The sequence below is a fragment of the Snodgrassella sp. ESL0323 genome (genome assembly GCF_013346865.1).
GTDB classification, from domain to species: Bacteria; Pseudomonadota; Gammaproteobacteria; order Burkholderiales; family Neisseriaceae; genus Snodgrassella; species Snodgrassella alvi.
In genome coordinates, this window is record NZ_JAAEDT010000023.1 from 44,994 (window position 1) to 57,499 (window position 12,506).

The 12,506-nt window shown below is 35.4% G+C and carries 11 protein-coding genes; 6 read left to right on the plus strand and 5 right to left on the minus strand.

All coding sequences use genetic code 11. The features are described 5' to 3' along the window. Positions 1-633: 633 nt before the first annotated feature. The 4 genes from GY065_RS10545 to GY065_RS10560 all read right to left on the minus strand — a co-directional run bounded on the left by GY065_RS10545 (position 634) and on the right by GY065_RS10560 (position 4,590). Positions 634-1,263, minus strand: coding sequence for a hypothetical protein (locus GY065_RS10545; protein WP_037393346.1), 630 nt, complete (start codon positions 1,261-1,263; stop codon positions 634-636). A gap of 17 nt (positions 1,264-1,280) precedes the next feature. Then, on the minus strand, positions 1,281-1,811 hold the full coding sequence (locus GY065_RS10550; RefSeq protein ID WP_174834094.1) for a hypothetical protein: 531 nt from the start codon (positions 1,809-1,811) through the stop codon (positions 1,281-1,283). A gap of 47 nt (positions 1,812-1,858) precedes the next feature. Further along, positions 1,859-2,071, minus strand: a complete 213-nt coding sequence (locus GY065_RS10555) for a hypothetical protein (protein WP_174834095.1) — start codon at positions 2,069-2,071, stop codon at positions 1,859-1,861. A gap of 425 nt (positions 2,072-2,496) precedes the next feature. Next, the gene (locus tag GY065_RS10560) at positions 2,497-4,590 is read right to left on the minus strand and encodes a type VI secretion system Vgr family protein (RefSeq protein WP_174834096.1); all 2,094 of its coding nucleotides are present in this window, start codon (positions 4,588-4,590) and stop codon (positions 2,497-2,499) included. 993 nt (positions 4,591-5,583) lie between these two features. Between GY065_RS10560 and GY065_RS10565 the strand changes: the two genes are divergently transcribed. From GY065_RS10565 to GY065_RS13100, 6 genes are all read left to right on the plus strand, one after another. Next, positions 5,584-6,471, plus strand: a complete 888-nt coding sequence (locus GY065_RS10565; protein ID WP_202984083.1) for a replication initiator protein A — start codon at positions 5,584-5,586, stop codon at positions 6,469-6,471. A 776-nt stretch (positions 6,472-7,247) separates the two neighbouring features. Continuing rightward, positions 7,248-8,150: an MBL fold metallo-hydrolase gene (locus tag GY065_RS10570; protein ID WP_174834097.1), complete on the plus strand. Its 903-nt coding sequence runs from the start codon at positions 7,248-7,250 to the stop codon at positions 8,148-8,150. 58 nt (positions 8,151-8,208) lie between these two features. Next, the gene (locus tag GY065_RS10575) at positions 8,209-8,916 is read left to right on the plus strand and encodes a hypothetical protein (RefSeq protein WP_202984084.1); all 708 of its coding nucleotides are present in this window, start codon (positions 8,209-8,211) and stop codon (positions 8,914-8,916) included. A 187-nt stretch (positions 8,917-9,103) separates the two neighbouring features. After that, entirely contained in the window at positions 9,104-9,358 is a 255-nt protein-coding gene (locus tag GY065_RS10580; RefSeq protein WP_037393340.1) for a type II toxin-antitoxin system Phd/YefM family antitoxin, read from the plus strand. After that, the gene (locus GY065_RS10585) at positions 9,355-9,615 is read left to right on the plus strand and encodes a Txe/YoeB family addiction module toxin (RefSeq protein ID WP_037393338.1); all 261 of its coding nucleotides are present in this window, start codon (positions 9,355-9,357) and stop codon (positions 9,613-9,615) included. Before GY065_RS10580 ends, GY065_RS10585 begins: the two co-directional genes overlap by 4 nt. A gap of 811 nt (positions 9,616-10,426) precedes the next feature. Beyond that, on the plus strand, positions 10,427-11,005 hold the full coding sequence (locus tag GY065_RS13100; protein WP_202984085.1) for a hypothetical protein: 579 nt from the start codon (positions 10,427-10,429) through the stop codon (positions 11,003-11,005). A 615-nt stretch (positions 11,006-11,620) separates the two neighbouring features. Here the strand turns inward: GY065_RS13100 and GY065_RS10595 are convergent. Then, positions 11,621-12,154: a hypothetical protein gene (locus GY065_RS10595; protein WP_174834098.1), complete on the minus strand. Its 534-nt coding sequence runs from the start codon at positions 12,152-12,154 to the stop codon at positions 11,621-11,623. Between the last annotated feature and the right edge of the window lie 352 nt (positions 12,155-12,506).

The following is a 12,506-nucleotide window of genomic DNA, read 5'->3' on the forward strand; positions in this document are numbered from 1 at the left end:
TTTGTAAGTATATTATATACTATATACGGTACATGGCAAAGGTGGCCTAGTTAGAGAAGTACTTATTCCTTATGACCTAGCGGAGCGATTAGAGCAAACTAGACTACCAGAGCCACTAGAAATAATAGATCGTGGAGTAAAGTACCAGGCACTTTATGATCTGTCAGGTGGCAAAAAATGGAGTGATAGCTTCTCAAAAGCAGCCAAAAGAGCATTAGGATGGTCTGAGGGTGCGCATGGTGTACGTCACAGCTACGCTCAAGAACGTATGCACGAACTACAAACAAGCGGACTACCAAGGGAGTTAGCCTTAGAAATCGTCAGTCAAGAAATGGGGCATTTTAGACCTGAAATCACAGAAACTTACTTGCGATAAAATCCTTTTAATCTTACTATCGTGCTTTTACTTACCAAACTACTATATATAAATATTTATTTAATACTGTTGAGTGTAATGAATAAAAGCTCGTATTGTAGGCCTACAATACACATCTTGCTATAAAATAGCTATGCAATAGTTTGCGAAAGAATGCAATTTTAATTAAAAAGTATGATTAGTAGTTGTTTTCACATGGTTTTGCAATCTATTGCATTCTTTCGCAGAGTTTCTCATTTTCTAAGTCATATTAATATCTAATTATCTAAAGCCATATCTATCATATAGAAATCTCTAGGATAATTATCTTCTTTGATATAGAAATTATCTTGTACTCTAAACATAACCTTTAACTTATTATTTAATTTCCAATGATAGGTATATAAATAGTAAGAACCTATTTCCTTACCCTTATATTCTACTGTTTCTTTATTAGCTCTTTCAAAAACTAAATTTAACTCTTTATCAAAGTCATCTGGAGTAAATAAAGTTCTTAACTCTTCAGTATTAAATCTTTTGTTATCAAAAGCTATACCACCTGAACTCCAAATAATTTTATCTTTATTAAAATTATTAAAATAAAGCTCTAACAAATCTTTTTTAGTAAAAACAGTACCATCAACTTGCCCAACTTTTGGATAAGAAACATCAAAAGAGTTAAAAAATTTTGACTCTTTCTGTTCTTCTAACAAACTATTATTAACCAATATTTGCATGGCAATTTTTATTGTTGCTATTAAATCTGCTCTCTCTTGTGGAGTTAGTGCATTAGTATAATCTGGTTTAGACATGATATTCTCTCTATGTGCAGTTAAAGTATTTTGTTCACTCTTGCTTACAAGAGGAAATAGTAAGGCCAAAATCAATAAGCTATATCTTATTTTCATAGCACTCTCTGCTGTTATTACTTTTTAGTCTGCAAACTACCCTGAACTATATTAGTTTGGCTAGTAGCTATTAAAGGATCCATATTACCTGGTACTAAAACCCATTTAGGTCTAACAAGAATCCGCCTACCTCTAGGACTACTACTTTGAAGTGCAGAGATTCCTCTTGGCCCAAAGTAAGTAATACCAGGCCCATATTCCCTTAAAAAATCAAAATTCCATTTATATGGGTTTACAAAACTACCATGTGTAGTAATCCAATCAGCACCTCCCCCTTTAACTGGACCACTACCATTAGGTGTACTCACGCCACCCTCTGATAAAATATCTCTAGCTGTTTCAGCACAAGTATCATTCAAACTAGCATCATAAAACTCTTTTCCTGCATTTACTTTTTGAGTAAATTTATCAGCCGCTGTTTTTACATTATTTGCTTGCTTTTCAGTAATAGTTAATCTGTATAACTCCGCTATTTCGCCAATAGCATAACTTGTGTTCCCTGGTCTTTTACCATTATATTCATTAGTGACTTTACCACCCTGACCCAAACCAGCAGGTCCAAAACTAAAAAATACTGTTACTACATCATCTCTTGTTATGTAAAAAAAGCATGACCATAGTCTACTGATAAGTCTTGAACACCATTTACAAAAGCATTTGAGTAATTAACCTCAAATCCGATTGTTACGATATATTTAGGCGGTCTCGTAATATTAACAGGCTGAACATTCACTCCTCCTTGACTTGGCGGTGTTGCTGTCTGTCCACTTGTTATACGTCCATTATGTGGATTTTTATTGCCTCCCATTATGCTATTTCCTCCTTACCAACATTACTAATATCCAGGTGTATATCTATCTTTTGCTCACCTATTGTATTAAACACTTTGGTATAACCATTGTCATCTGTTGTTTCCTTTAGGCTTGCCCCATCCTCAAAGTAAGCAATATAAGGTGTGTTAGCATATGGTACTTCATCATCATCCTTTAACTGAAACTATATGTTATTACTACCTTGTAACGCTAAAGTGTTACTCATACTCTCTCCCTCATTATCTATTAATAAATGAATATCAATCCCTTGTGGGTCATCACTATAAAAAATACTTGTATACCCGTCTTTATCTGTTACTCCTTGTTGAGTACTACCATCAGGCAAATAGGCAATATAGGCTGTATTGGCATAAGGTACTTGATGATTATCTTTAAAATGGAATTTAAGATTATTAGTATTTTAAGTATAAGGTTTTAATGAGACTATAGGAGCTGAAACCGCTTCAACAGCTTTTGACTTAGTTAATGGCACTAAAGGTACAGCTGGAGTACCTTCCATAGGTACACCACCAGTCCACACTGGCATAGTCATCCATATCCCTGCAGGGTTTAATACAATATGCTGTCCACCTGCCTTAAGTGTCAGCGATAGACCACCATCTACCACGCATTGCATCCCCGCCTTCAAATGGATCTCCATGCCTGCCTCAGTGGTTTTAATTGTACCCACTGTAGTATGTTCTGAGAGAGCCACTTCTTTGTAATCGTTCTGCAGTATTTGAGTTTTTCTATCTAACTGAGTTAAATGATGCTCCTCAGCACAATTCTTGGTATAGCGGTTTTTAACAATGGTTTCGCTATGCTCATTTTGCACCTGCAGGTGACTATTGTTTTTTACTTCGATAGTGTGATTATTTTTAGTCAGCTGATCGAAATCTTTTTGCGCCTGGACAAAGATTTGTTCTTCCCCTGCTTTATCTTCTATCCTAAACTCATTAGAGCCTACGCCACCTTTGCTTGAGCTTGTTTTAAAGACACTTTTAGTCTTATGAGCAGGGAGTTCGTAAGGAACCTTATTAACGCCATTGTGCAAAGCCCCCGTAATCATTGGGAAATCAGGGTCACCTTCTTCGTATTCAATGAGTACCTCCATCCCTACTCTAGGAACAGCAATAGCACCATATCCCTTATGCGCCCAGTTAGACCTTACCCTAACCCAGTCCGAGCTATTCTCATCATAATTGCCTAACCGATCCCAATGACACTGAATTTTAACCCGACCGTATTCATCACAATAAATTTCCTCCCCTGCAGGGCCGCAAACAATAGCGGTCTGTGCCCCTAATACCTTTGGCTTCAAGTGTAATTTTTTAGGTCTATAGGGTACATCCTGGGGCGATAATATAAACACATTACGATACCCTTGATTAAAATCCTCCAGGGGAAACTGTAACGCCTCTGAACGGGGATAATTGAAGTATTTATACAATTGACTGGCACGGGTAGAACTGTTTGCGGTGTTGGTATCACCAAAGGCTTCAAGGACTGCCGGTTGTTTGCCCACATGCCTAATCTCTTGAACTAACCAAGGCTTCTCCGTATCTTTTAATGGATGCCCTTCCAGCGTAATAAATACACCTGCATGTAAACCCACGACATCACTCTCGGCTTCAGCTAAAACCTGAGAGGCCCTTAAACGCTCTATTTCGATCTTAGAAAGGCGATTTCCTTCACCCTTCAGTGAATGTCTGCTTGAATAATCATACGCCTCTAAAGCGATTTCTTGAGCCTTATTGAGCTTATTACTCTGATTACCCTGTGCATTGCCTTCGGGTATCTTCATCGTGGAAAAATTATAATTTCTAAATGAAGCCTCTGTGGTACAGCTAGACATGCCTATATCAAATCGTTTAATCACAGGATAATCGGCGACAAAGCCCGTATCTGATTTATACTCAATTACCTGGTCACGTTTAGCAAAGAACGGATTACTATCAGCAAACACCACTTTATGCCTGGTGGGTGAATGCACGAAATAATAAAAAATGCCTTCACTTTCGGCTAAATGATTAACAAAACTAAAATCATCTTGATCGTATTGCGTGGTATATTCCCTTACTGGATAGGTTTCTTTAAGCGTAAACTCAAAATCAACTCCTTCAGCCATGCCATAATCAGCCAAAACAGCCTTAATGATCTCAGGCACGGACTGCTGTCTAAAAACCTTTTGATTTACACGCTTTTTTAAATGGGTTAGGCGAGGGGTTAAAATCACTTTAAATAACGCATAATGCTTGCCAACAGCTCCACGCCGCACCTGTTGGATTTCACCATGAATACCAGTAGAGCGATCCCCATCAAATGACAAAAAAGCTGATTTACTTAATAACTGCGTACTATCAAAGCGCAAATGGTCACACACTAATGTAATCTCTACCGCATAATTCGAGGAAATAGCCTCAAGACCTTCAAATGATAATACTTGTAACTTAGCAGAAGTATCCAGTCCCTGAACGGAGAAGTGGAAATGCGTACTATTAGCTAACTCATACATAAACGACACTCCTATCGAGGCGTATTTAAGCTAAATAAATACAATAAACATAAGAAAAAGAAAAACTAAGCATAGCGATTTCCCTCTCAAAATAAAAGGAAAACATCCCTAAAACATCTAGGATTACCAATAAAAAACCGACACCAAACGTAAATAAACGGCACACTCAAAGAGTGTCCCTCTTATGACCTGCCATAAAAGCGGATATGACAGAGCACCAGATAAGCACAAAGTCATATCTATGGCGGTATTACGTTTAATGAGCGTTCAAACCCATACCCCTAAAAGGAGTTTTTTAAATGTAGCATTGATTAAAAAAACAGCAAGAAATGAAGTTAAATAGCTAAATCAAGATGAAAATAATTCATGTTAAGCCTTTGATTGCCAAAGTTTATATAGATAAAAGCTATTAATGTCCACCCCTTATTATCAGCAAAGACAGTTCCTAATAGACGGAAAACATACCAAGCCACAAAAGAACCCTTCTTACTGATTACTATAAGAAGTGCGTTAGCACTTTGTTGTGAAGGAGCGAAAAGCTGATCGTAAAGGCTAGCAGAAAGAAAAATTAATTAAATTCAGCCTATAGCGACTAGAGCAACAATTACAACGGGTAATACGTTTCAGGATTAAAAATTACCGTATAACGGGTGAGCGAAGCGGATGGTTAGGAGTGCGATCTAGCAGATAAAAAATAATACTAGGATAGGAAGTTATCCACAGGCAAAAAATGGCTGTAGTTTATTAATAAGTTATTAAATAGTTATTAAGCAAAACTTTATAGGGTTCAAAGCTAGTATTTGCAAATGCTGTAGTTTTTATACTCTGTGTGAAAGCACGAAATACTTTGTGTAAAAGCACGATAGTAATGTACATAAATTATAACTGATATATCGTGTGTAAAATGACGATATTGTATAAATACAAAAAGGTTGCTTGCTCGTAACAAGCAACCTTTTCTAACCATTAACACAGAGGCATAAGGTATGCATTATGGCTAAAAAAGATAATAGCATTCTAGGGAAAGTAAAGGCAATGGAGCAAAAAGCTCTAAAAAGACCTAAAGAGCCTAAAGAAATACATTTAGCTCCAGTTAAACATCCACAAAAGGATTTTTTTATTGTAGATTTGTTTGATACCGTTAGTTTTCAATCAGATATAGCCAGTATGGAACATCCGCTTTTTGCTTTAAAAGCAGGTGATACTAGGCCAATCCATTATCAGCATAATAATGCCACTATTGATATAGTCCCTCATCAAATACTAGGACGAGCAACTATCCATGACAAAGATATATGGATTTATTGTATTTCAAAGTTGATGCAAGCTCAGTATGAGGGTGAGGAAATTAGTAGGACTGTACGTTTTACTATCTATGACTATTTAATTACGACAAATAGAACAACAAGCGGTCGTGATTATGAAAGAACAAAGGACGCCTTAGATCGATTAAGAAGTACAGGAATTACAACTAATATAGAAACAGCTAATCAACAGGAAGCTAGAGGCTTTGGGTTAATCAGCGAATGGCGAATAGTAGAAGAAAAAGATGGTCGTATGGTTAGAGTTGAAGTCACTCTTCCTGAGTGGTTATTCCGATCTATTAAAGCTCGTAAAGTACTTACTCTTAGTAAAGACTATTTTAGATTACGTAAACCACTTGATCGCCGTATTTATGAAATAGCAAGAAAACATTGTGGCCAACAACCAAACTGGGATGTATTTTTAGATGTATTACATAAAAAAACTGGAAGCACTAGTAAACTTTTTGAGTTTAGACGTGCTGTAAAATCACTGGCAGAAACTGATTCATTACCAGGATACCATATTCATTATGATGTAAATAATGATAAAGTATACTTCAAGAAACTTGAAATCTAGTTAAATATTAAGGATATATAGTTATGGCTATTGTAAGTGTTACAGAAGCATCTAAATTGGTGGGGAAAACACGGAAAACTATACAGCGATATATATATCCATTGGAAAACTATCAAAGACTATAGGTTCAGATGGTAAGGAAGGTATAGATACATCAGAGCTTTTACGTGTTTTTGGCGAACTAAGTACTCAGGATACTACCCAGATAAGCGGCGAGAAAAATATACATAATGTCGCAGTATTAAATATGGAAAATGTCGCATTAAAAAAGGAAATCGAATTACTCAGAGAACTACTCACCTCAAAGGACGCGCATATAGATATGCTTAAACAAAGCATTATTGATACTAGAACACAAAAAAGAACACCCAACACCTATTCAGGAAGAACCTACTCAGCCACTAGAAACAGAACAAGTTACTCAACCTACAGCTGAGATAGAACCACAAGTAGAGGAATAACAGAAGCAGAGCCAGAAAAGCCAAAGCGCAAGAAGTTTCTAGGCATTTTCTAGCTTTTCGCTGTATTTTGATACTTTTACATGCTTTTATAGTATTTTATCTAAATTTCGCCTCTGTTCGCTCATATCATAATGTGCAATGCCTCTATAGGCGAGCCATTAAATCTCTTGCTCAAAGTGACGAACTACCAGATTACCACATCCACTATGACAATAATAAAGATCAGGTGCTATTTAAGCCTAGAGAACTACAGCTAAACTTAACTTAGTTGTATACTGACATTGTTTACAAAAGTTATAAAGGACGTAACATATTATGAGTATTATAAAAAGTTTTTCTGTCGGTAATGGAGATATGTTCTATATCAAACATAATTCTGACAATTTTACTATTATCGACTGCTATCTAACAAAGGATAATAAAGACAACATTATTGAAGAAATAAAAGAACAGTCCAAAGGAAAATATATATCGAGATTTATTTCAACTCACCCAGATGAGGATCATTTTGGCGGGATACATTGGCTCGATGATGAAATTCCTATTCAAAACTTTTATGTTGTGAAAAATAATGCTATTAAAAGTGAGGAGACAGAATCATTTAAACGGTATTGCAAATTAAGAGATGATACTAAAAAATCGTTCTACCTTGAAAAAGGGTGTTCACGTAGGTGGATGAATGTGAGTAATGATGAACGAGGAAGCTCAGGCTTATCAATACTATGGCCAAAATTAGATAATATACACTTTACCAACGCTTTAGAAAGTTGTAATAAAGGCGAAAGTTATAATAATATCTCAGCTGTTATACGCTACCAAGCAAAAAAAGGAGCTAGCATTCTTTGGCTTGGTGACTTAGAAAGTGATTTTATGGAATCAATTATAGATGATATTGAACTGACAAAAACCACGATTGTATTTGCAGCACATCATGGAAGAAAGTCAGGGAAAATACCCGACTCTTGGTTAAAGAAACTAGATCCACAAATTATTATCATTGGTGAAGCAAAATCAAGGCATCTTGATTATTATACTGGCTATCAAAAAATAACCCAAAATAAAGCAGGAGACATAACGATGGAAATAGTTAATAATGAAGTTCACTTTTATTCATCAAAACCAGACTATCAAACAACAGCAACTCTAGAATGTAAAGATAAAAATACATTTGAATATTATTTTGGTAGCATAACTGTCGAAACTGAATACACTCTATAGTATGCTAAAATCAATAAACTTATCGGGCTATTTTGATCGATACTCACTAACAGCACGAGTGAAGCCTGCTCTATTTATTGTGCTACCAATAATACTAACATCTTACATTTTGTTTGAGCCACTTAGAACTCTATTAGGTTCGCTATTAGGAATATTATTAGCTTGTGGAGTGATTAACTTCCTCGCCAATCAAATGTCATCAAAAGGGAACTTACTTCAAGATAAGTTATTTGCAAAATGGGGTGGTGCTCCTACAACCATTATTTTACGCCACTCTAATGATCAACTGGATAAATATACAAAACAACGATATAGAAAAAAACTGGCATTACAGGTATCAAACTTTAAGAATGTAAGCGAAAAATCAGAACAGCAAAATCCTGATGATGCTGATCAACATTATATTTCAGCAATCACATACTTAAAAGAATTAACTAGAGATACTCAAAAATATCCTTTAATTTTTAAAGAAAATATGAACTATGGATTTAGTAGAAATTTATTAGCTTTCAAAACCACAGCCATAATTATTATCTTAATCTCATTATCAATAAGCTTTTTAATAATTATTGTTAATTTTAAAGATAAATATGTGGATATAAACTCCCTAAGCTTAGTGCCACCTCAATATTACGTTTTGATCATACTCCATGTGATGTTTTTATCGATTTGGTGTTTTATGATAAATGAATCATGGGTAAAAACTAGAGCATTCATATATGCGAAGCGTCTTTTATCTTCCTGTGAAGAAATAGTTATAAACTAAATCCTCTATCCCTATACCTGCCTTGATCTGCACTTGTATTAAAGTGCTTAACGGGCTTTATTTTCCCTTTTCTCAGATGACCCCTACTAGGTAAGTTATTCTCAAAAACGAACACTTCCAAGAATGTACTTATTTTTGTACATGTACTATAATAAGCACTTTATATATTAAGAGAAGAGGTGGCACTATGGAAATAATGTCATATACAGAAGTTAGAAAAAGGTTTGCTGAAACAATTGATAGAGTTAATGATGACCATATTCCTATTGTAATCACTAGGCAGAATGGACAAAAAGCTGTTTTATTAAGCCTTGATGATTATAACTCATATCAAGAAACAGCCTATTTAATGGCAAGCCCTGTTAATGCCGAACGAATTAATAAAGGTATTGCAGAGGTTGAGGCTGGTTTAGCTAAACAACATGAGCTAATAGAAGAATGATAATTGCTTGGGCTAGTGTTGGCTGGGAAGATTATCTGTATTGGCAAAAAACAGATAAAAAAATGCTCCAACGGATTAATACTCTCATTAAAGAGATTTGCAGAGATCCTTTTACTGGGATAGGTAATCCTGAGCCATTAAAACATAATCGATCAAGTTATTGGTCACGCAGAATTGATAAAGAGCACCGCATCATTTATAAAATCGTTGATGACTCTCTTTATATTATCCAATGTCGCTATCATTATAAAAAATAACATCTAAGCAATCAGCTCCCACTATTTAAAAGTTACCCACCCTCCTACGCTTAATTAGGAGCTTCGGCGCATGGATAACTTTTAAAATCAGAACTATTTTTTGCATCAACTTTCACCGCTAGGCCGAACTATTAAAAATAGTATCTATACCTAGCGGTGAAAGCATTATAAACATATTCACGCAACATTTTAATAGCAACATTGACAAGCTATAACCAATGTGATTAACTATAGGCTCATTATTCTGTACGTTGTACAGAGAAAGCCCACAGCGTTGACGTAAAGCTGTAAATACCGTTGGTATTCCTCGTTGAGGTAGTCAATTTCCCCCAGGGATACATTAGCTTTTAAGTATCCGTATTCAGTCCCATGAATATAGCTGTCCCGATCGCAACCATCGGTTTATAGGTTGTTCCCTTTGTGCTAGTAAAAGCACCCCTCTGTTAAGAGGTAAAACAAATCAGGCGAGATCAGTCCGAGCCTTATCTATTTGAACAGTAGATTAAACAGGGGCGAATAGGTGTATACCGCTAAGTCCTATTTTATTCAATAGGCTAGTTATTCTTACAATCCTCATTGATAGGGCTAAGATGGCATTTGATGTAAACAAGGACAAACAAAGCCTTAAAAGAACAAACTAAGGCGATTAGGAAAAGTTCTTACAAGAAAAGAAAGTCTAGGCTTGATCGTTATAAAGGCGAGATTTTGGCACTTCATAATGCTAAGGTAACCCCTACTGAAATACGGCGTTGGCTACGTGCTAAACGGATTAAGGTTGTCTTAACAACCGTTATACGATGGTTAGAAAAAAATGGCTCGCTTTCGTAAAACAGCACTCCCCGAAAAACAAGCTAAATCCGTCGCTAAGAGCTTACAAAAAAGTGGCTTTATTAAGTCTGTTAGAACACTTAGCAATTACGAGGAACGTCTTGTTCAAGTAGCCAAAAATATGGCCGAATATGGCCTAACTGGAGAGATTAAGGATTTAACCTCTCAGACAGCCATAAACTACCTAGAAATCCGAAGTCAAGAAATAGGCCAAAAAACCTTAGATATGGAGCGTCAGGCTATACAAGCCATGATGCACCAAATGGGTACTTTACCAGAGCAAGAAACGCTAACCGTTATTAAGTCTGAACACGAACAAATATTAGCTAGTAGAGCCTATACTCAAGAGCAAGTGGAAATGATTGCAGATAGTCAACGAGACAAACAGTCATTAGCTACCGAAATAGCCTATAGTGCAGGACTTCGAGCGCATGAGCTTTTAACCATCAGAACGGTTGAAGAACGCCAGGCGGATGAGAGGCCTTGTTTAGAAACCAAGTGGCAGGGTGCAGGGTCGAGAAGGTCAGCTTTATACGGTACATGGCAAAGGTGGCCTAGTTAGAGAAGTACTTATTCCTTATGACCTAGCGGAGCGATTAGAGCAAACTAGACTACCAGAGCCACTAGAAATAATAGATCGTGGAGTAAAGTACTAGGCACTTTATGATCTGTCAGGTGACAAAAAATGGAGTGACAGCTTCTCAAAAGCCGCTAATAGGGCATTAGGATGGTCAGAGGGCGCACATGGAGTACGCCACTGCTACGCTCAAGAACGTATGCACGAACTACAAACAAGTGGACTGCCCCGAGAACTAGCCTTAGAAACCATTAGCCAAGAAATGGGGCATTTTAGGCCAGAAATTACTGAAACCTACTTACGATAAATTGCTTTTAACTATGTAAGTCTATCCTGCATAATGTTGCACGGGACTACCAATTTCGTAGAAATTTGTATACGTCCATAGCGTGCCTATAATATTTTACACTTCCTACAGTTTACAAATGGACTACAAATAGTTTACAAACAGTCTACAATTACTCAACAGAAGCTATACACTATTTATACAATTATTTATTTAATTAAATAATTACGTATGTAAATAAATAACTGGAATGAAAAAAGCCTAGAAAGGCCTTTAATGGAAAAGGTTATTTTTATTATCATTAAAAAGATAAATTAGTTATCTAAAACTATATCTATCATAAAGAAATCTCTTGGATAATTATCTTCTTTAATATATAAATTATCGTTCACTTTAAACATAACTTTTAGTTTATTATTTAATTTCCAATGATAAGTATATAAATAATAAGAACCTACCTCTTTCCCCTCATATTCAACAATTTCTTTATTGACCTTTTCAAATGTTAAATCTAGTAGCTTATCAAAATCATCTGGAACAAATAAGGTTCTTAACTCATTAATATCAAACCTATTGTAATCAAATCCAATACTACCTCTATTCCATATTATTTTATCTTTACTACTATTGCGAAGAGTCACTTTTAATAATTCCTTCTTACTCATAAAGAAGGCACTCATTGGACCATTTTTAGGATAAAAAGGCTCAAATAAATCAAAAAACTTAGTTTTTCCTTGTTCTTCTAATAAACTATTATCAACTACTATCTGCATAGTAACTTTAATTGTTGTAATTAAATCCACTCTTTCTTGCTCTGTTAATGAATTAGTAAAATCAGGTTTAGACATAACTATTTTCCTATGTTCAGTACTGGCTATTTGCTGTGTATAGTCAAATTGAAAAAAAAAACAATAAACTTAAAAAACCATACAATATTTTCATAGGTAAAATCTCAGTATTTTAGTAAATAATTCAAAATATTATTTTTAATAATCAATAAACAATGAAGGAGTAATTATATCAGGGCCCTTTATCATTAATTGCAATCTATCTCCTAATGAACAATGGAAAGATCGGATTAACAAAGCCTATGAAAGTGTTAAAGCCACTGCTCAAGAATGTGCTAAAAATAAATCTGGAGGATATCTGGTAAACGCATGGAATAAATGGTATGAGGAAATAAAAACAACTGTCAATGCT